Genomic DNA, 20,928 nt, shown 5'->3' with positions numbered 1-20,928 from the left:
ATAAATGAGAGGTTAATATGAAAAAATTTGAAGAAAAAACGTTACGAAGTGAAAAACTATTTGACGGAAACATAATTTCTTTACAAGTTGATGATGTTGAATTACCTGATGGAAACACGTCAAAACGAGAAATTGTAAAACATCCTGGTGCAGTTGCCGTTATCGCAATCACACCTCAAAATAAAATTTTACTAGTAGAACAATATAGAAAGCCTTTAGAGCGGTCATTATTAGAAATACCTGCGGGAAAAATAGAACTAGATGAGGATCCTAAAATTACGGCAATAAGAGAACTCGAAGAAGAAACTGGATATAGGGCAGAAGCTTTACAATATATTACATCCTTCTACACATCACCTGGATTTGCCAATGAAATCATTCACATATATTATTCAAATGCTTTACAAAAGGCAGAGAATCCAATTAGTGGTGATGAAGATGAATTTATTGAAATTCATGAGTTATCTATCGCAGAAGCGGAAGCGCTCATGCAAACAAAAGATATTTATGATGCAAAAACCGTTTATGCATTAACATATTTGAAATTAATGGGATTGAATAAACATGTTAAATAAATTTTTTGCTGATATGCATATCCATATTGGTCGAAATATGAATAATCATCCAGTAAAGATTACAGCATCTAAGCAACTAACATTAAAAAATATACTAATTGAGGCAAGTAGAAGAAAAGGAATCGATATGGTTGGAGTGATTGATTGCCAATCTCCTCTTGTACAACAAGAAATCGCCCAATTGATTAGAAGCCAACAAGCTGAAGAACTGCAAGAAGGTGGCATTCGATTTGAAAATGTAACCTTACTAATGGGAGCAGAAATTGAAGTCTATGATGAACATTGCAAAGGGCCTATTCATGTACTCTGTTATTTTCCAACATTAGCTACAATTAACTCTTTTACCGAATGGCTCTCTGGCAGGATGAAAAATGTACATTTAAGTTCCCAGAGGTATTATGGAACAGCAACAGATTTACAGTTGAAGGTTAAAGAATTATCTGGACTCTTCATTCCGGCACATGTATTTACGCCATTTAAAAGTTTATATGGAAAAGGTGTAAGAAATTCTTTAACAGAGGTTTTAAATCCTAATTTAATTGATGGAATAGAACTAGGATTAAGTTCTGATACAGAAATGGCTGATCAAATTGTAGAATTACACAAATATACCTTTTTATCCAATTCTGATAGTCATTCCTTACAAAAGCTTGCGAGAGAGTATCAACAAATAATGATGAAAGAGCCTACTTTTCAAGAATTTTCCAAAGCACTTAAACGAGTTAATGGGCGTCAAATTGTAGCAAATTACGGTATGAACCCAAAACTGGGTAAATATTATACGACAGTTTGTCAAGTGTGTATGAAGCAAGCACCGTATAAGTCAAAGCAATGTTCCCATTGCCAATCCAAAAAAATTATTAATGGTGTTTTTGACCGAATAACTGAATTAAAAGATACCGATGAATCCAATCAAAGACCACCTTATTACTATCAAGTACCGCTTGACTATCTACCAGGTCTTGGAAAGAAAACATTTGAAAAGTTACTTGATCATTTTGCAACTGAAATGACTGTAATACACCATATACCTTACCAACAATTAGCAACTGTAATTCCTGAAAAATTAGCGAAAATGATCGTTGATATGAGGAAGGGAGAACTAGATATTGAAGCAGGTGGTGGAGGAAAATATGGTCGAGTCTCCATGAAAAAATTAACAACAGTTAACGATTGATTGATAGAGTTTTTAAAAAATAGTAATTTTACATAGAAATCTTTCATATCTATTAATTAAGAGATTTGACCCAGAGACGGAGGATTTCTATGTATTTTAAAAATAATGTACTATTAAACCATGTTAAAGAAAATATGACGATTTATATATTTATGGTCACACTTTTTTTAACAGGAATTATTTTCGGAGCAATTACAGTAAATAGTATGGACTTCATTCAAAAACAAGATTTATTTTTTCATCTAGATCGTTATTATGTACAAATTAATGGTGATCAAGAAATCGCAAGTAAAGATATATTAAAGCGCAGTTTCTTTTTTCATGTAAAATATTTACTTCTATTGTTTATTTTAGGTCTTACTATAATCGGGTTGCCGGTCGTTTGGATATTAGTTTTTATTAAAGGACTCGTAATCGGATTTTCTGTTGGCTTTATCGTGAATCAATTAGGTGGGAAAGGATTATTATTAGCGTCCATATCAATCGCACCACAAAATATTATAACGATTCCAATTTATATAATCGCTGGCAGCTTATCGATGATTTTTTCTCTTGCATTACTTCATAAATTATTTGGAAATGGACGAATTTCCAACTCATTAGGGAAACCATTTATTCAATATACGTTTGTTTTTCTCATCCTCCTTTTATGTGCATTAGGCAGTTCACTTATTGAAACTTTTGTTGCAAACGAAGCTTTTAAAGCTATCTTAAGAACGAGTTATGCTATTATCTTTAATTTATCATAAAAACAGTAATTTTCTTCTGTGAAAATGATTATTTTTTGACAGCTGTTTCATGTGTGCCTATAATTAAAGTGATAGATGGAGGGGTAATTCCATGAAGCAGCGAATAGAAAGAATTAAAAAACAGTTACATGCCAAAGGTTACAAGCTAACTCCGCAACGTGAAGCTACTTTAACTGTGCTTTTGGAACGCGAGGAAGACCATTTGAGTGCGGAAGAAGTATTTCTACTTGTAAAAGAAAAAGCACCAGAAATTGGTTTAGCGACGGTATACCGAACGTTAGAATTGCTATCTGAACTTAAAATTGTTGATAAAATTAATTTTGGTGATGGTGTTTCACGTTACGATCTACGTAAAGAAGGAGTTAAGCATTTTCATCATCATCTCGTGTGTATGGAATGTGGCTCGGTGGAAGAAATAATTGAAGATTTATTAAGTGATGTTGAAAAAATTGTGGAAGACGGTTGGCAATTTCAAGTAAAAGATCATAGACTAACTTTCCATGGTATTTGCAAGCAGTGCCAAAACGCTACAGTAGAAGCAAATTAAAATCGACCTTCATTTTTAAAATGAGCGGTCGTTTTTTTCTAAGTACAGTACTTTTATTACTGCATATTAATCGTTAATCATGTAAAATGAAGGTATATAATTTCGTTTTTTTGGCATATCTTTCTAATAGATAGACTTTTTTTAGAGAAAGGTGCCAAAAAATGAAACGTATATTATGGGATGTTATTAAAGTAACCATTATATTTGTAGGTTGTACATTCTTATTTTATTTTGGGTTACGTGCAATGCATAATGAATATGAACAGTATCATCGGTACGACCAACCAGAAGGACCAGCTATGAAAGTTTTTAGTGAGGAAGATGGATTTATGGATCGGCTTCATTTATTTTTTCGTTTAGGAGAATAGAAATGCTAAAAGATGCAGTAGAAGATTTTTTTCATTTTTTACAAATTGAGCGTGGTCTTGCAGAAAATACAATAATATCTTACCGACGTGATCTTAATCAATACGTATTATTTGCAAAAGAAAAAAAAGAAATAACTGATTGGAAACAAATCAAACGGACGGACATTGTTCAATTTTTGTATTCTTTAAAAGAGAATGGAAAATCGACTGCAACAATTGCAAGGATGATTTCTTCCATTCGTGCTTTTCATCAGTTTTTGGTACGAGATAGAATCGTGGACATAGATGCTAGTTTGCACATAGAGACTCCCAAATTGGATCGTTTATTTCCCCAAATTTTAACTTCGGAAGAGATTGATAAATTACTAGCGATAAAGGGGACAACTCCACTTAGAGTTCGAAATAAAGCTATGCTTGAATTGCTTTATGCGACAGGGCTTAGAGTTTCTGAATTAGTAAAATTAAAGAAGACAGATCTTCATTTATCAATGGGATTTGTACGATGTATGGGTAAAGGAAATAAGGAGCGGATAATTCCTGTCGGAGATGTAGCAAAAAATGCCCTTGAAGATTATCTTAACCATGCGAGAGATCAACTGATAAAGAGAAATCAATCTGAAACAATTTTATTTGTAAATCATCACGGAAAACCTCTTTCAAGGCAAGGGTTTTGGAAAATATTAAAAACAGTCGTACAAGAAACAGGAATTACAAAAGAGATCACACCTCATACGCTGCGTCATTCGTTTGCAACACATTTATTAGAAAATGGAGCAGATTTACGTTCCGTACAAGAAATGCTTGGACATGCTGATATTTCAACTACACAAATATATACCCATATTTCCAAAACGCGACTCAAAGATATGTATGAACAGTTTCATCCAAGAGCTTAAACAGGGAGAAGAAGGGCGGATAGTATGACATCATTCAAACGAATTTTTTTAATTGTATTAGACTCAGTAGGAATTGGACAAGCTCCAGATGCTCGGAAATATAATGATGTTGGAGCAGATACATTAGGTAATATTGCTAAATACATGGGTGGAATTCATTTACCGAATTTAGAAAAGCTCGGGTTAGGAAACATTAAAGAATTCGAAGGTATTAAAGCCGTAGAAGAACCTTTAGCATATTATACAAAAATGCAAGAAGTATCAGCTGGAAAAGATACGATGACCGGGCATTGGGAATTAATGGGGCTAAATATTAAACAACCGTTTCAAACATTTCCAAATGGATTTCCTGAAGAATTAATCAATAACTTAGAAGAAAGAACTGGAAGAAAAATTATTGGAAATAAGCCTGCATCTGGAACAGCAATTATAGAGGAATTAGGGAAGGAACATCTGGAAACTGGTGCGTTAATTGTGTACACTTCCGCAGATTCTGTTTTACAAATTGCTGCTCATGAAGAAGTTGTATCACTTGAGGAATTATATGAAATTTGTGAAGTTGCACGTGAATTAACGATGGATGAAAGATATTTAGTTGGTAGAGTTATTGCAAGACCGTTTGTAGGAGAAGTAGGAAACTTTACTAGAACAGCGAACAGACATGATTATGCATTAAAACCTTTTGACAGAACGGTAATGGATGAGTTGAAGGATGCAAATTACGATGTAATTTCTTTAGGTAAAATTTCTGATATCTTTGATGGAGAAGGGATTACAAAAGCAGTTCGAACAAAAAGTAATGATGATGGAATGGAAAAGCTATACCAAACTGTTCAAACAAGTTTCCATGGACTTTGCTTTATTAATTTAGTTGATTTCGATGCACTATATGGACACAGACGCGATCCAATTGGATATGGAAAAGCACTAGAACAGTTTGATCGTAAATTGGATTCTATAATTAATCTGCTCGATTCCGACGATTTACTTATGATAACAGCTGACCACGGGAATGATCCAACACATCACGGAACTGATCATACACGTGAATTTGTGCCATTACTAGTTTATCATAAAGAAATTAAATTAGGGAAGGCTTTATCCATTCGTCAAACATTTGCCGATGTTGGCGCAACAATAGCTGATAATTTTAACGTGACTCCACCAAAATACGGAGAAAGTTTTTTAGCGCAAATAAATGAAAATAGGTGATTACTTTGCGAATGTATGATGTAATCGAAAAAAAACGAGATGGTTTTGAATTATCGACAGTGGAAATTAACTTTATCATTGAAAACTATACGAATGGTACGATTCCCGATTATCAAATGAGTGCATTATTAATGGCAATATATTTTAAGGGTATGACAAATGAAGAAAGTGCTGCACTTACAATGGCAATTGTTAACAGCGGTAAAACAGTAGATCTATCTCGTATCGAAGGGATAAAAGTTGATAAACATTCAACTGGTGGTGTTGGAGATACAACTACGCTTATTTTGGCACCATTAGTCGCTTCAGCGGGTGTCGTTGTACCAAAAATGAGTGGGAGAGGGTTAGGACATACAGGAGGAACGATCGATAAATTAGAATCGATTCCTGGTTTCCATGTTGAAATAACGAATGATCAGTTTGTCGAACTTGTAAATAAAAATCATTTAGCAATCATCGGGCAATCAGATAATCTAGCTCCTGCAGATAAACTACTATATAGCTTAAGAGATGTAACGGCAACAGTAAATTCAATTCCACTTATTTCCAGTTCCATCATGAGTAAAAAAATTGCTTCCGGCGCTGATGCGATTGTGCTTGATGTTAAAACTGGTTCAGGAGCATTTATGAAAACCAAAGAAGATGCAATTAAATTAGCTGAAAATATGGTTGAAATCGGTAAACGAGTAGGGAAGAAAACAGTTGCTATCATTTCAAACATGGAACAACCACTCGGCTTTGCAATTGGAAATGCGCTCGAAATAAAAGAGGCGATTAAAACACTGAAAGGACAGGGACCAAAGGATTTAACAGAACTTTCAATTGAACTTGGAAGTCATATGGTTGTTTTAGCAAATAAGGCTAAAACAACTGCAGAGGCAAAAGAAATATTATTTGAAAATATTCAGTCAGGTAAAGCTATACATGTATTTCAGACATTTATAAAGTCCCAGGGTGGTGACGAGCACATCGTTCAAGACTCTTCTCTGTTACCACAAGCTCATAATCAAATACCGATTTATTCAAAAGAAACTGGACTTATTACAAGGCTTATTGCAGATCAAATAGGAAGAGCCGCTATGATGCTAGGTGCTGGAAGACAAACAAAAGACTCCGTTATCGATCTTGCCGTCGGTATTGAGGTACATAAAAAACTTGGGGATGAAGTAAAAAAAGGTGACGTATTATTTACTATTCATTCCAATGAGAAAGATATTTCTCAAATTAAAAGAATGTTAGATACTAGTTTTGAAATTGGCAACGCAAAAGTAAATGATCAATTAATTCTAGAAACAATTATATAAACACAATTACCTTTTATGTAAAAGTTCCAGACCCCCTTAAAATTTATAGGGGGTATTTCAATAGTATTAAGTGATCCTTTATATTATTATTTCGTTATTTGTAAAAGTTGAAAGCCACACAACTAGTTCCTTCGAAAAGACTTAGGACTTTTTGTATTCGACCCATTAAAAGACTTATTATTTATTTCACAAAATCCATAAACTGTGCAGTAACTTGAGTAATTTTCTTTGTAAATATCAAACAAAGTTGCGATGTGAATACCGCTACGGAAATACAATAACTGTTTGCTCACTTCCTTGCCCCGACAAGGGGTATGCCGACGTTGTCCGCAAAGGACGCTTTTAGTCGGCCATCATTAAATTACCGCTGCGGGGTCTTCGGACACGTGGGACTGCCACTATCGTTCGTCCCATCGAAAACCGTTTGCTGTTCCCGCAGGAGTCTACGTATTCTGCCTACGCTAGTTGGAAAAACATGCATCCTTCCAGCGAAGGAAATACACGGAGACTCCTACGGGAGGAAAGGCCTAGGTGAGACTACGTAGGAGCGAAGCGACGAGGAGGCTCATCAGCCGCCCGTGGAAAGCGTAGTGTATTTCCGTAGCGGTATTCAGCTTTGTAGCTTTGTTTTCTACGATGGAAATCAACGAAGCTGTTACTAATTTACAAATTTTTACTACTCAACAGTATTCTTCAACTGTAAATTAGAAAAACAAGAAAACATACGAAAAAAATTAGAATTTAAGAAAACTATATTTATTCTGATTAAAAGTTATAAATAAGGTAAAAAATGGTCATCCTATGTATATATGAAAAGATGGAGGGAAACAGATGAAAAGATATACATATATCATCGGGATGGCTATTTTTATGTCTTTTTTCTTGGCTAATCCTATATTCGGAGAGGAAAAAAAACAAGATGATTTAGATTTATCGGAAGATGCAAAGGCTTCAATACTTTTAGATAGGGACTCAGGAACAATACTGTATGAAAAAAATGTTCACGAAAAATTACCCCCCGCAAGCATGACCAAAGTAATGACCATGCTATTAGTTATGGAAGCAATTAAACAAGAGAAACTATCACTAGATGAAATGGTGACAGTAAGTGAACGAGCTTCCTCTATGGGAGGATCTCAAGTGTTTTTGGCAGAAGGAGAGCAAATGTCAGTAGAAGACTTGATTAAAGCTGTAGCGATTGCTTCTGGAAATGATGCGAGTGTCGCACTTGCTGAACGAATTGCAGGGACAGAGGAAGCATTTGTTGAATTGATGAATGAAAAAGTGAAAGAATTAAATCTCGAAAATACAAAATTTCAAAATTCATCTGGACTACCCGCAGCAGATCACTATTCGACAGCTTATGATATGGCAATAATTGCAAAAGAGTTATTAAAATATGAAGATATTGTAAAATATACTTCCATTTACGAAGACTATTTACGTAAAGGAGAAGAAAATGAATTTTGGCTCGTTAATACAAATAAATTAGTTCGATTTTATCCATATGTGGATGGTTTAAAAACAGGTTATACTAGTGAGGCAAAGTTTTGTTTAACAGCTACTGCAAAGAAAGATGATATGAGAGTCGTTGCAGTAGTAATGGGAGCAGATACAGCTAAAAGTAGAAATGCAGTGACAATGAATTTAATTGATTATGCTTTTAATCACTATGAATCAGAAAAGTTGTTTGATCAAGGTGAAAATGTCGCTAGTTTACGTCATGTTCAGTCAAAAAAACTCAAATATGATGTAAAAACAAGTGAACAGGTTAGTATGTTACACAAAAAAGGTGAAAAAGATGCTCCATTTACAACCGAAGTAAAAATGAATAAAAATATCTCCCCTCCAATCGAGATCGGAGAACAGGTTGGAACTTTAATTGTTAAAAAGGAAAATGAAACGGTAGTTGAATCCCCTTTAATTGTTGAAGAAAATGTTGAATTGGCAAGCTATTTTGATCTATGGAAACGATCGATAAAAAATATAGCAAAATATAACGGAATGTAGATAAATATATAGAAATTTTAATAGTTTTGTCAAAATGAAGGAATTTAGTTTTGCGATAGCGAACAATTGAATTACGAACCATTTGAGGAGGCTGAAAAACAAGTGAGTTTAACATCAAGCTTTACAGTGAAGGAAAATGTATTAGTTGTTCGTTTAAGTGGAGAACTAGATCATCATGAAGCGGTAAAATTAAGAGAAGCTTGGCAAAAAAAATTGAATCAGGAAGATGTAAAACATGTAATATTGAATTTAAAAGATGTTACGTTTATGGATAGTTCAGGAATTGGTGTTTTACTTGGACGTTACAAGGAAATTGTCCAATTAGGTGGTGAGTTGGTCGTATGTTCCATTAATCCATCAATAAAACGTATATTTGAAATGTCCGGTTTATTAAAAATTATTCGTTTAGCCGAAAATGAGCAATATGCTCTAGATTCTTTGGGGGTGGCATCGTGAAAAATGAAATGGAGTTAACCTTTTTAAGTGTCAGTAGAAATGAAGCATTTGCAAGAGCGACGGTTGGTGCATTTGTTACACAGCTAGATCCAACGATGGATGAATTAACTGAAATCAAAACTGTTGTATCTGAAGCAGTGACCAATGCAATTATACATGGGTATAACAATGAGTCCGATCGTCATGTAAAAATAAAATGTATGATTCAACATGAAAATGAACTTGAAATTATGATTATGGATGAAGGTGTCGGAATTGAAAATATTTATGAAGTAAAAGAACCATTATATACTTCAAAACCACATTTAGAACGATCCGGTATGGGCTTTACAATTATGGAAAGTTTTATGGACTCTTTGGAAATAATCTCCGAAAAAGGACATGGAACTACAGTCATTATGAAAAAGCAATTAACTAAAACGAAAACAGTTTGTCATTAATTAGGTGAATATAATGAATGTAAATGTGAAACACAATAATGACAAAGAAATGTTATCAAATGAACAAGTAAGAGAGTTGATTCTGAAAAGTCAAGAAGGGGACAAAAAAGCAAGAGATTTACTAGTTGAGAAAAATGTTCGTTTAGTTTGGTCTGTAGTACAACGATTTTTAAATAGAGGTTATGATCCAGAAGATCTCTTTCAAATCGGTAGTATCGGATTAATTAAATCAATAGATAAATTTGATTTATCTTACGAAGTTCGTTTTTCCACGTATGCTGTACCAATGATCATTGGGGAAATTCAACGATTTATTCGCGACGATGGTACAATTAAAGTCAGTCGTTCTATAAAAGAGTTAGGAAATAAAATCAGAATTGCTAAGGAAGAACTTACAAAACAACTTAATCGTTCTCCAACCGTTCAAGAAGTTGCTGAAGCTTTGGATATTACACCGGAGGAAGTAGCGCAAGCACAAGATGCAATAAAATATCCCCATTCGATTCATGAAACAGTTTATGAAAATGGTGGAGAACCAATAACTTTATTAGATCAAATTGCAGATGATGATAAACAATGGTTTGATAAACTTACCCTTGAAGAAGCGATAAGAAGCTTGACGGAAAGGGAAAGATTAATTGTTTACTTACGGTATTATAAAGATAAAACGCAGTCGCAAGTAGCAAAACGCTTAGGAATATCACAAGTACAAGTATCCAGATTAGAAAAGAAAATTTTAGAAGAAATGAAAGAAAAAATAAATCGGTAATTTTTTACAACCTTCGTTCGTTTAAGAATGAAGGTTTTTTTGTATATGAAAAGTCAACTGACACATACTACATATATCTTACGAGTTCAGGTAGAAAGGAGTTGTTTGTATGACTGTGACAAATATTATTTATATTCGACTAAAGAAAAAAATTTCGACTAACCCCTCTACAAAACTTAGATTAAAAGATGTTGCTTTCATTACAACTACTAGCCCTGAGAAAGAACAGCTAGAAAATATACCTATTTATCAAATAACAGAAAAAGATAATGACTATGTAATTATTGATAGCTTTATTATTATTAAACATTTAAATCAGTTATTCCCTGATCTAGAATTTCAATTGTTAGGATTGAACGAAACAATTGTACATGTAACTGAAGAAAAATCACGACCTTCAGTTATATTAATTTCATTTGTTTGGATAGTATTATTTGTGGGAACTGCTATGACGATTATAAACTTTCACTATGATGTCAGTATGCAAGAAGTACAACAAAAAATACATTATTTATTTACTGGGGAAAAGAAACAATCTCCTTTATGGATTCAAATTCCTTACTCTATTGGATTAGGGATAGGGATGATTTTATTCTTAAATAAATGGTTTAAAAAACGATTTAATGAAGAGCCGAGTCCCCTTGAGGTAGAAATTTTCAATTATCAAAAAGACCTTGATAATTATATTACATTTCATGAAAACGAATTAAACAAGGACGATCGTTATTATTAAACTATTCGAGATAATTATCGGCTTTTCAAGTGGTGTGGTAGTCGGTGGAGCTTTTGTTGCGATTCTAACAGTTTTAGGCGTCATTCCTCGCTTAATACAAATTTCAAGAACCGTTCGCCTAGTTAATGTATATGGCGGTACGATCATACTTGGAACTTTGTTTGGTACATATTTATCATTTACACAAATAACGTGGGAACAACCTGTATTAATATTACTAATTTGGGGAGCAATCCACGGTATCTTTAACGGTATGCTTGCAGCAGCACTTGTTGAAATTTTAAATGTTTTTCCACTGCTCTCTAAGCGGTTAGGTCTTGAAAAATATATGGTTATTTTACTATTTGCCATTGTTTTAGGCAAGATTAGCGGCTCCATGTTTCAGTGGTTAGTTTTAATGAGATAATAAGGTTGGTGTCAAATCAATGAGTGACGTAAAAAAAATGAATTACGTTTCTAAGGACCTGAAAATTAATGAAAAATATATGAAATATGAAGTGGGAGCAAATATTTCTTATGATGTTAGTTTCCGTGAAATAACTATTTTGGATCGACAGATTCAGCTATATTATGTTAATGGTCTTGTCGATGATATGACCATCGTCCACATTTTAAGGCAGCTTGTAGAAGTAAATGATAATGAAAAAGAAGATGATAAAATATATGACATTATCAAAAATAGAATCGTCAATCAGCAAGTTGAACAAGTAAATAAAATAGATGAAGTAACGGATCAGTTATTATCAGGGTTATTTGTGATTTTTGTAGATGGAGAAAGAGACGCATTTATCGTCGATATTCGGAAATATCCTGGTAGGCAACCGGAGGAGCCTGATACAGAACGTGTTATTCGAGGGGCACGAGATGGCTTCACAGAAAATGTTGTCGAAAATACTGGTCTGATTCGTAGAAGAATTCGAGACAAACGATTACGAAACGAAATGCTAAGAGTAGGTAAACGTTCAAAAACTGATATTTGCTTAAGTTATTTAATTGATGTAGCAAACGATGATTTTGTTAAAATGGTTAAAGAAAAAATTCAAGGCATCGATATTGATAATTTGGTTATGGCGGACAAGGCATTAACAGAGTTATTTGTAGAATATAGTTGGAATCCGTTTCCGGTAGTCCGTTATACAGAGCGCCCAGATGTTGCCGGGCACCATATTCTTTCAGGATACATTGTATTAACCGTCGATACATCACCTAGTGTAATTATTATACCTACTACTTTTTTTGATCATTTAGAACATGCTGAAGAGTATAGACAAACCCCAGCTATTGGAACCTTTACTAGGTGGGTACGCATACTAGCGGTTATCAGTTCATTGTTCTTACTACCATTTTGGTTATTAATCGTTTTAGAGCCAAGTTTACTTCCGAAGGCGTTGTCATTTATTGGCCCTAAAGAGCAAGGGAATATTCCAATCACAATTCAAATCTTATTAGCTGTTGTGGGGGTAGAGTTTCTACGAATGGCTGCGGTACATACGCCAACTCCACTCGCAACAGCGCTTGGATTAATTGCAGCGGTATTGATTGGAGATATTGCAATAGATGTTGGATTATTTAGTCCAGAAGTTATTTTATATGTTGCAATCAGTACAATAGGATCTTATGTGACTCCAAGTTATGAATTAAGTGTTGCCAATAAAATGGTATCTTTATTTTTAATTTTGATGACAGCTTTTTTCGGATTAAATGGATTCTTAATCGGATTTACGATAACAATTTTATTCTTGGTTAATTTAAAAGCATTGAAAACACCGTACTTCTGGCCGTTATTACCGTTTAATTTGCCGGCGCTTATTAGATTTATTTTAAGAGTACCAATTCCTTTCATTCATAATCGTCCGAGTATTGTTCATCCAAAAGATAGAGTAAGACAAGGTGAATAAAAGTGAATATTCTTTTGTTTTCTTTGTCAATATGATACATTATTTTTATCTTATTAGTAAATACAGTAACAGAACAATATTGCGGAGGATGTAGATGATACTTCAAAATCATGCTTTTTCAGTAAATGAAAAAGGGCATTTAGAAATTGGACAGTTAGATACGGTTGATCTTGCAAATGATTACGGCACTCCTCTTTATGTTTATGATGTTGAAAAAATTAGAGAGAACTGCCGTACATTTGTGAACACATTTAAAAAATTAAATGTAAAGGCACAAGTAACGTATGCCAGTAAAGCATTTTCTTCTATCGCGATTATGCAAGTAATAGCGGATGAGGGGTTAAGTTTAGATGTTGTTTCAGAGGGAGAATTATACACTGCACTTAAAGCAAAATTCCCGGTTGAAAGAATTCATTTTCATGGTAATAATAAAAGCAGAGCCGAGTTAACAATGGCAATCGAGAATAATATAGGTTGTATTATCATTGACAATTTTTATGAGATTGAACTGTTGGAAGAATTGTTGGAAAAATATGAAAAAGAAATAGATGTCTTGATTCGTGTGACACCTGGAATTGAATCGGAAACGCATCAATATATTATGACGGGGAATGAAGATTCCAAATTCGGTTTTAATTTGCAAAACGGTCAAGCAAAGCGAGCTTTTGAACGACTTTTTAGCCATCCAACAATTAAATTAAAAGGGTTACATTCGCACATAGGTTCACAAATTTTTAACACGAGAAGTTTTACTTTAGCAGTTGATTTACTTTTCCAACTGATAGAAACATGGAATGAGGAATATGGTTTTACACCTGAAATAATGAATTTTGGCGGTGGATTCGGTATACGATATACTCAAGAAGATGAACCTCTCCCACATGAAGAATATGTGACGGAAATTGTAAATTCAGTGAATAATAAAGTGGAAACATTAGACATTCCTATGCCTGAAATTTGGATTGAACCAGGGCGTTCAATTGTAGGCAATGCTGGTATATCTTTATATACAGTTGGATCAATGAAAGAGATTCCAGATGTAAGAAATTATGTTTCAGTTGATGGTGGAATGGCAGATAATATCCGCCCTGCATTATATGGAGCGAAATATGAAGCGGTCATTGCAAATAAAGCAAATCAATTAGCCACGAAAGAAGTATCGATTTCAGGAAAATGTTGCGAATCTGGTGATATGTTAATTTGGGATTTAAAAGTACCGGAAATTGATCAGAATGATATTTTAGCAGTTTTTTCGACTGGAGCCTATGGGTTCTCCATGGCAAGTAATTATAATGGATTCAGAAAACCGGCAGTGGTGTTTGTAGAAAATGGACAGTCAAAATTGGTTGTAAAACGAGAAACGGTTAACGATATTATTAAAAATGATTTATCGTATCTGTAAATATTTCACAGACTTTTATGGAAGAATCAAACGATGTAGTGTAAAATGGTGTTTCAAAGAAATATATTTATGTATATATTCGTCGAAAGAATGAAAAGGAGACCAAGCAATGAAAACAGGACATATTTTAATGAATAATGGAAATAAAATTGAATTTGAACTATATGAGGATGCAGCACCTAAAACTGTGGAAAACTTTGAAAAGCTAGCAAATGAAGGTTTTTATAATGGATTAACCTTTCACCGTGTAATACCTGGTTTTGTGAGCCAAGGAGGTTGCCCTGTAGGGAACGGAACTGGAAATGCAGGATATACAATTAAGTGTGAAACCGAAGGAAACCCACATACACATGTGGAAGGAGCCTTATCGATGGCGCACGCTGGAAAAGATACGGGAAGTTGTCAGTTTTTTATTGTTCATGAATCCCAACCTCATCTAGATGGTGTTCACACAGTATTTGGCCAAGTAACAAGTGGAGTTGAGCATGCTAAAAGTATGCAAAATGGAGATGTTATCGAAGAAATAACTGTTAATTCGTAAGCAATGTTTCCGGATCTATTTACCTTTTTATTTTTATTATTTTTTATAGCGCCAGTTAGTTTATTATTACATGAAATTGGGCATGCTGTTGGAGCTAAATTAATGCATGCATCTAAGATTAACATAACAATTGGGACTGGAAAAATAGTCTTTAAAGGTTATATTAAAGGTATTCAAATTGTAATTAGAAGGTTATTTATCATTAATAGTTTAACTTCCACTTTTCGTGATGAACCATTTACTAAGCAAGAAAAAATGATCATCTCCATTTTAGGTCCGGGATTTAGTGGGATTCTTGCAGGAATACTTTATATGATCTATTATGCTTTTATTCCGTCCAGTATTATATATATATCTTTTTTGTTTAATGGATGGCTTGTATTTATTAATATATTACCATTAAAGATTGGACAAAAGGAATCTGATGGGTATACTATATGTAAAATATTGTTTCGAAAATAAATCGAACTGTCTAAGTATAATTTTAGGAAAACAGATCGGTAATTTTTCGGATAGATTGTTTATTTTATGTAATATAATTCACAAAAATTATAGAGAAATATATAATGGAAAGAACAAATTGATTTATATAAACTTAAGTTAATGAGGGGTTCTTATGTTAATTCGCTATAAAAAAAACCATGAAAAGATTGCGATGGGACTGCTTTCTTTCATGCCGGTAGAGAAAGATGTAAAACATTTACAGCAAACGATGAAAGAATATGAAACAAACTCAAACTGGCATCTGTATTTATGGAAAGAGGAGGACGATGTAGTTGGGGCGATCGGTTTAACTATTGAGGATGAATTAAATGTGGTTATCCAGCATATCTCAGTCAATCCATCTTATCGTAATATTGGCATTGGTAAAAAAATGATTGATGAGATTCAATCATTATATGGTGAAAAATATGATGTCTGTGCAAATGATTTAACACAGCAGTTCTTTCAAAAATGTGCAAGCAAATCGAATGAGGATGCCGAAGAATGAATTGATAATAAATTTTAACCAGCCATGAAGGCTGGTTTTTTCAACTTTGTTGATAAATGCTTAGGTAAAATGTTTATAAATAATTGGTGAATCTTCAGTAAGGGAAATTTTCCCTTACTGAAGATAGTTATTTTATAACCAAGCTGCACCAACAATGATGAGAAGAATAAACAATACAACGATTAACGCAAATCCCCAACCGTAGCCACGGCCATAACCGCCTTCATAGTGACCCATTATTACTCCTCCTTTAAAAATTTGGGTTTTTTAATGTTCTTACAGTAATAACGTATGAGGATAAGAGTCTTGATGTATAGGCATATATGCTAAAATGTTTTATAATTGTAATTATACATATGAAAAGGAAAGAGGATAAACGAATGAACGGTACTTATGAAGTTAAATTAGATGCGTTTGAAGGTCCTCTAGACTTATTATTGCATTTAGTAAATGAACTTGAAATTGATATTTATGATATACCGGTTGCAGAAATTACGGAACAATATATGGAATATGTAAATACGATGCAAAAAATAGAGTTAAACATCGCAAGTGAATATTTAGTAATGGCAGCTACTCTCCTTGAAATTAAAAGTGCGATGCTATTACCTAAAAAAGAGGTAATTTCAGAAGATGAGTATGAAGAAGATCCCAGGGAGGAATTAATAAATAGACTAATCGAATATAGAAAGTATAAACAAGCGGCTGAAGATCTACAAGAAAAGGAATTAGAAGAAAATCAACTTTATACTCGTTCACCGTTTCAGTTTGATAAAGATGTTATTAATAATGAAACAAATGAAAAAGGAGATGTTTCCATTTATGATTTGTTGAAGGCATTAAACAAGGTTTTTGAACGTAAGCACTGGTATGCACCATTAGATACAAAAGTAAGCAGAATGGAAATATCAATTGAAGAACGTATGGATCAAATTTTATTAAAAATAAAACAAACCAATAAACCTATTCAGTTTGATCAACTATTCCCATTTCCAAATAGAACTCATATAGTAACAACTTTTTTAGCTATATTACAATTGATCAAAGATCGTCAGATACAGTGTAAACAAGAAAAACACTTTCAGCCTATTATTATTAGCAGATTGGAGGCATAAAGTGGTTAAAGAAATAAAATATAAAGGAATTACGGAAGGATTACTTTTTGCAAGTGGAGACGAAGGAATTACGATTAAACAAATTGCGAAAGTTATAGAAGTTGCCGAGGAAACAGTGCAACATTTAATAGAAGAATTACAATTTGATTATGAACATGAAAACCGTGGGATAACAATTATCCAATCAAATGAAGTTTTTCATTTAACTACGAAGCCAGAACATAATGAATATTATAAGAAACTCCTACAAAGTCCACGCTCTACTAGAATGTCGCAAGCAGTATTAGAAACATTAGCGATAATTGCTTATAAACAACCAATTACAAGGGTAGAAATTGAAGAAATTAGAGGAGTAAATAGTGATTATGCTGTGCAAACACTACTGGCTAGATCTCTGGTTGAATGTGTAGGAAGGAAAGAAGGTATAGGTCGTCCCAAACTATTCGGAACTACGAAAGAATTTTTAACTTATTTTGGACTTTCTTCGATCAATGATCTGCCGCCATTGCCAGATGAAATTGATAAAAGTGTGATTGAACAAGAAGCGGATTTATTTTTTAACCGGTAAGAAATGATGGATTATATAAAAAAATTAATTTAAAACATAATTGTTAATCCGCTAGTTCCATAAACTGTGACGTAACTTGAGTAATTTTCTTTGTAAATATCAAACAAAGTTGCGATGTAAATACCGCTGCGGGGTCTTCGGACACGTGGGACTGCCACTATCGTTCGTCACATCGAAAACCGTTTGCTGTTCCCGCAGGAGTCTACGTATTCTGCTTACGCTAGTTGGAAAAACATGTATCCTTCCAGCGAAGGAAATACACGGAGACTCCTGTGGGAGGATAGGCCTAGGTGAGACACGAGTGCGTAGCACGAAGGGGCTCATCAGCCGCCCACGGAAAGCGCAGTGCATTTCCGCAGCGGTATTCCACTTTGTAACTTGTCTACATTTCGTTAGTAGTAAAATTTTCACTACTGCACAGTTTCCTTCAACTATTAATAAGAGTAACTATAAGTGCGTGTTCAAAAAAGGAGGATAAAAAGGACCAAGAAGTTCGAGGCGGAGCAGTTTCGAGTAGCGGAATGTATGCATTTAGATACATGAGCAAAGATCTGGCACGCAGGAAAAGTGCTCTTCTTTTCCAAGGAAACGCTTCTAGCACGCAGAAAAAGTGCTTTCCTTTTTCAAGGAGCGGAGAAACAAGCCAACGAAGAAATTCGCAGCGTCATTTTTACAGGACTTTTTGAACATCCTCTATAATTACGAAAAGGGCTATAAGAAATAATCATATGTGATAGCTTGGCGCATAAAATAGACTATATCCACTGGATAGGAGGAATTTTATGCGCCTATTTATTGTTCGTGCCACTATTCTATTATTTATATTATTTTTTTTATTCCCTGCAAATGGACAATCTATGGAAGATATTTCTGTTTCAGCAAATAATGCTGTCTTGATTGAAGAAACTTCTGGTAGGATTTTATTTGAAAAACAAGCACATGAAAGAAAACCCGTCGCAAGTATTACAAAAGTAATGACTGCCATTATTGCTATCGAACAAGGCGATTTAAAAGAAAAGGTGAAAGCTAGTAATAATGCGATACATACGGAAGGTTCATCAATTTATTTACAAAAAAATGAAAAAATGTCTTTAGAAGATTTACTATACGGTCTTATGCTTAGATCAGGAAATGATGCGGCGGTTGCGATTGCCGAACATATAGGGGGAAGTGAAGAAGGTTTCGCCTTTCTAATGAATGAAAAAGCTAAGTATTTAGGTATGACAAACACAAACTTTAAAAATCCTCATGGATTAGATGAAGATGGGCATTATTCCTCCGCTTACGATATTGCAATTTTAATGAGATATGCAATAGGAAACGAAACATTTAAAAAAATATCCGGAACAGAAGATTATCTTTCAGACAATCGGACATATAAATGGAGAAATAAAAACAAATTACTAACACAATATTACGAACACTGTACTGGGGGAAAAACTGGATATACAAAAAAAGCAGGGCGGACACTTGTAACAACTGCCTCAGATAAGAAATTGTCATTGATTGCTGTTACATTAAATGGTCCCGATGATTGGAACGACCATACAGCCTTATTTGAATATGGCTTTAATGAACATAAATTAGTGAAATTAGAAAGTGAAGGAAAGAGAACATTTGTATCAGAAGAAACATTCCTAACTGGCTTAATCAAAGAGGATATACTCTACCCGCTTCGGAAAGATGAACTTACAGAATTAAGAAAAAAAGCTTTCATTAAACATTTGTCAAGTGAATCAGCACCTTCTGACAGTAAAATGGGGACAATCATCTATTATATAAATGATGAGAACATATTAGAAGTACCTGTTTATTACACCGCTTCTAATAAGGAATCATTTTGGGAACAAATTCTACATGCTTTTAACAATATAATCAGGTTTGATTCCGATGGTTAATTTAATTTGGGCGTTAATGGCTATTATTGGTATCGTGTATGCTTTGTTTAATGGGACAATGGAAGATGTAAATAAAGCTTTATTCGAAAGTGCAAACGAAGCTGTGACTCTATCAATAGGGTTAATAAGTATTTTAGTCTTCTGGTTAGGGATCATGAAAATTGCTCAAGAAGCTGGAATTTTAACTATTTTGGCAAAAATTTTTCGACCGATAATTTATAGACTTTTCCCAGAAATACCGAAGGATCATCCAGCAATTGGTTATATTGTATCAAACATAACTGCCAATCTATTTGGCCTTGGTAATGCAGCAACTCCAATGGGGCTAAAAGCGATGGAAGAAATGAAAAAGTTAAGCGATTCGCCAGTTGCATCTAGGTCAATGATTACTTTCTTAGCCCTAAATACATCAGGTCTAACATTAATACCGACTACTGTAATTGCTATCCGGATGCAATATAATTCCTTGGCACCGACAGAAATTGTGGGTACGACAATTATAGTTTCCTTTATTGCTACATTGTCCGCAATTCTGTTCGACCGACTTTTTTATCATACTTCTAAAGATAAAGAGGGATCGTAATGGGTTATCTAACATCAATTAGTGCTTATATTATTCCTTGTTTTATTTTAATCGTGTTGCTTGTTGCTACATATAAAAAATTACCTTCATATGAGTTATTTGTTGAAGGAGGAAAAGAAGGAATACAAATGGCATTTTCCTTACTTCCTTTCCTCCTCGGAATGATTGTTTCTATTTCGATACTCAGAAGTTCCGGAGCATTAGAAGCTTTTATAGAACTAATTACACCATTTTTAGTTTGGTTTGGTATACCACCTGAGATACTTCCACTTGCACTCATTCGTCCAATCTCAGGCACGGCAGCTTTAGGAATGACAACGGAGTTAACCCAACATTATGGACCAGATTCATTTATAGGACGACTTGCAGCAACGATGCAAGGAAGTACAGATACAACCCTTTATATTTTAACCATTTACTTTGGAGCAGTAGGTATTCAAAAAATGCGATATGCACTAAAAGTTGGTCTGTTGGCTGATATAGTTGGTATTTCCGCTTCTATCATAATTGTTAAACTAGTGTTTGGCTAGCGTTAATTAGTTTTAACGCTTTTTTGTTGTTTGCTAAGTTATTTATATGTTTTCAAAGTTAAATCACTGTTCTTCCTTGAGTGGCTGGTTTCTTTCACTTTTCTTCCTTCTTTTTAGGTGCTATTATTAATTAAGGCTTAACAGATATAAATATATGTTTGAATTT

25 protein-coding genes are annotated in these 20,928 nt (G+C 33.9%); 24 read left to right on the top strand and 1 reads right to left on the bottom strand.

From position 1 onward, the window contains the following. The first annotated feature begins 17 nt into the window (after nt 1-17). The 19 genes from SPD89_RS00565 to SPD89_RS00475 all read left to right on the top strand — a co-directional run bounded on the left by SPD89_RS00565 (nt 18) and on the right by SPD89_RS00475 (nt 16,068). Nucleotides 18-575: an NUDIX hydrolase gene (locus SPD89_RS00565; RefSeq protein WP_336259999.1), complete on the top strand. Its 558-nt coding sequence runs from the start codon at nt 18-20 to the stop codon at nt 573-575. After that, the gene (locus tag SPD89_RS00560; RefSeq protein WP_336259998.1) at nt 565-1,752 is read left to right on the top strand and encodes an endonuclease Q family protein; all 1,188 of its coding nucleotides are present in this window, start codon (nt 565-567) and stop codon (nt 1,750-1,752) included. Before SPD89_RS00565 ends, SPD89_RS00560 begins: the two co-directional genes overlap by 11 nt. Before the next feature lie 89 nt (nt 1,753-1,841). Then, nucleotides 1,842-2,501, top strand: coding sequence for a stage II sporulation protein M (gene spoIIM / locus SPD89_RS00555; RefSeq protein ID WP_336259997.1), 660 nt, complete (start codon nt 1,842-1,844; stop codon nt 2,499-2,501). A gap of 91 nt (nt 2,502-2,592) precedes the next feature. After that, nucleotides 2,593-3,048 (top strand): ferric iron uptake transcriptional regulator, encoded by a 456-nt coding sequence (gene fur / locus SPD89_RS00550; RefSeq protein ID WP_336259996.1) that lies wholly within the window; start codon nt 2,593-2,595, stop codon nt 3,046-3,048. Nucleotides 3,049-3,209: 161 nt separating this feature from the next. Continuing rightward, complete coding sequence (locus SPD89_RS00545) at nt 3,210-3,416, top strand: DUF4227 family protein (protein ID WP_336259995.1); 207 nt, start codon at nt 3,210-3,212, stop codon at nt 3,414-3,416. Nucleotides 3,417-3,418: 2 nt separating this feature from the next. Beyond that, complete coding sequence (xerD, locus tag SPD89_RS00540) at nt 3,419-4,312, top strand: site-specific tyrosine recombinase XerD (protein ID WP_336259994.1); 894 nt, start codon at nt 3,419-3,421, stop codon at nt 4,310-4,312. A 24-nt stretch (nt 4,313-4,336) separates the two neighbouring features. Further along, entirely contained in the window at nt 4,337-5,524 is a 1,188-nt protein-coding gene (deoB, locus tag SPD89_RS00535; protein WP_336259993.1) for a phosphopentomutase, read from the top strand. Nucleotides 5,525-5,529: 5 nt separating this feature from the next. Beyond that, complete coding sequence (locus SPD89_RS00530; RefSeq protein ID WP_336259992.1) at nt 5,530-6,828, top strand: pyrimidine-nucleoside phosphorylase; 1,299 nt, start codon at nt 5,530-5,532, stop codon at nt 6,826-6,828. Between the two features lie 831 nt (nt 6,829-7,659). Next, nucleotides 7,660-8,838 (top strand): D-alanyl-D-alanine carboxypeptidase family protein, encoded by a 1,179-nt coding sequence (locus tag SPD89_RS00525; RefSeq protein ID WP_336259991.1) that lies wholly within the window; start codon nt 7,660-7,662, stop codon nt 8,836-8,838. A gap of 102 nt (nt 8,839-8,940) precedes the next feature. Beyond that, a complete protein-coding gene (gene spoIIAA, locus SPD89_RS00520; RefSeq protein WP_336259990.1) occupies nt 8,941-9,294 on the top strand; it encodes an anti-sigma F factor antagonist in 354 nt (117 codons plus the stop codon). After that, the gene (gene spoIIAB / locus SPD89_RS00515) at nt 9,291-9,734 is read left to right on the top strand and encodes an anti-sigma F factor (protein WP_336259989.1); all 444 of its coding nucleotides are present in this window, start codon (nt 9,291-9,293) and stop codon (nt 9,732-9,734) included. The genes spoIIAA and spoIIAB overlap by 4 nt, the downstream gene beginning before the upstream one ends. 13 nt (nt 9,735-9,747) lie before the next feature. Next, nucleotides 9,748-10,503, top strand: a complete 756-nt coding sequence (gene sigF / locus SPD89_RS00510; RefSeq protein WP_336259988.1) for an RNA polymerase sporulation sigma factor SigF — start codon at nt 9,748-9,750, stop codon at nt 10,501-10,503. 109 nt (nt 10,504-10,612) lie between these two features. Next, nucleotides 10,613-11,236, top strand: a complete 624-nt coding sequence (locus SPD89_RS00505) for a stage V sporulation protein AA (RefSeq protein ID WP_336259987.1) — start codon at nt 10,613-10,615, stop codon at nt 11,234-11,236. Between the two features lie 34 nt (nt 11,237-11,270). Then, on the top strand, nt 11,271-11,642 hold the full coding sequence (locus SPD89_RS00500; RefSeq protein WP_336259986.1) for a stage V sporulation protein AB: 372 nt from the start codon (nt 11,271-11,273) through the stop codon (nt 11,640-11,642). Between the two features lie 19 nt (nt 11,643-11,661). Next, nucleotides 11,662-13,134, top strand: coding sequence for a spore germination protein (locus SPD89_RS00495; RefSeq protein WP_336259985.1), 1,473 nt, complete (start codon nt 11,662-11,664; stop codon nt 13,132-13,134). Between the two features lie 94 nt (nt 13,135-13,228). Beyond that, nucleotides 13,229-14,536: a diaminopimelate decarboxylase gene (gene lysA, locus SPD89_RS00490; protein WP_336259984.1), complete on the top strand. Its 1,308-nt coding sequence runs from the start codon at nt 13,229-13,231 to the stop codon at nt 14,534-14,536. A gap of 109 nt (nt 14,537-14,645) precedes the next feature. After that, nucleotides 14,646-15,077 (top strand): peptidylprolyl isomerase, encoded by a 432-nt coding sequence (locus tag SPD89_RS00485; protein WP_336259983.1) that lies wholly within the window; start codon nt 14,646-14,648, stop codon nt 15,075-15,077. A 102-nt stretch (nt 15,078-15,179) separates the two neighbouring features. Then, the gene (locus SPD89_RS00480) at nt 15,180-15,539 is read left to right on the top strand and encodes a hypothetical protein (RefSeq protein WP_336259982.1); all 360 of its coding nucleotides are present in this window, start codon (nt 15,180-15,182) and stop codon (nt 15,537-15,539) included. Between the two features lie 154 nt (nt 15,540-15,693). Next, on the top strand, nt 15,694-16,068 hold the full coding sequence (locus tag SPD89_RS00475) for a GNAT family N-acetyltransferase (RefSeq protein ID WP_336259981.1): 375 nt from the start codon (nt 15,694-15,696) through the stop codon (nt 16,066-16,068). A gap of 132 nt (nt 16,069-16,200) precedes the next feature. Here SPD89_RS00475 and SPD89_RS00470 read toward each other — a convergent pair whose 3' ends face one another. Next, nucleotides 16,201-16,305, bottom strand: coding sequence for a YjcZ family sporulation protein (locus SPD89_RS00470; protein WP_336259980.1), 105 nt, complete (start codon nt 16,303-16,305; stop codon nt 16,201-16,203). Between the two features lie 143 nt (nt 16,306-16,448). On the opposite strand from SPD89_RS00470, the gene SPD89_RS00465 reads away from it, so the two are divergent. The 5 genes from SPD89_RS00465 to SPD89_RS00445 all read left to right on the top strand — a co-directional run bounded on the left by SPD89_RS00465 (nt 16,449) and on the right by SPD89_RS00445 (nt 20,762). Continuing rightward, entirely contained in the window at nt 16,449-17,183 is a 735-nt protein-coding gene (locus tag SPD89_RS00465; protein WP_336259979.1) for a segregation/condensation protein A, read from the top strand. Between the two features lies 1 nt (nt 17,184). Then, nucleotides 17,185-17,751: an SMC-Scp complex subunit ScpB gene (gene scpB, locus SPD89_RS00460; protein ID WP_336259978.1), complete on the top strand. Its 567-nt coding sequence runs from the start codon at nt 17,185-17,187 to the stop codon at nt 17,749-17,751. Nucleotides 17,752-18,533: 782 nt separating this feature from the next. Next, a complete protein-coding gene (locus SPD89_RS00455; RefSeq protein ID WP_336259977.1) occupies nt 18,534-19,649 on the top strand; it encodes a D-alanyl-D-alanine carboxypeptidase family protein in 1,116 nt (371 codons plus the stop codon). Further along, a complete protein-coding gene (locus SPD89_RS00450) occupies nt 19,642-20,232 on the top strand; it encodes a nucleoside recognition domain-containing protein (protein WP_336259976.1) in 591 nt (196 codons plus the stop codon). The genes SPD89_RS00455 and SPD89_RS00450 overlap by 8 nt, the downstream gene beginning before the upstream one ends. After that, entirely contained in the window at nt 20,232-20,762 is a 531-nt protein-coding gene (locus tag SPD89_RS00445; RefSeq protein ID WP_336259975.1) for a spore maturation protein, read from the top strand. The genes SPD89_RS00450 and SPD89_RS00445 overlap by 1 nt, the downstream gene beginning before the upstream one ends. The last annotated feature ends 166 nt before the right edge of the window (nt 20,763-20,928 follow it).

The sequence above is a fragment of the Pseudogracilibacillus sp. SO30301A genome (genome assembly GCF_037072025.1).
Classification (GTDB): domain Bacteria; phylum Bacillota; class Bacilli; order Bacillales; family Amphibacillaceae; genus Pseudogracilibacillus.
This window is presented reverse-complemented; position numbering and strand designations above follow the sequence as displayed.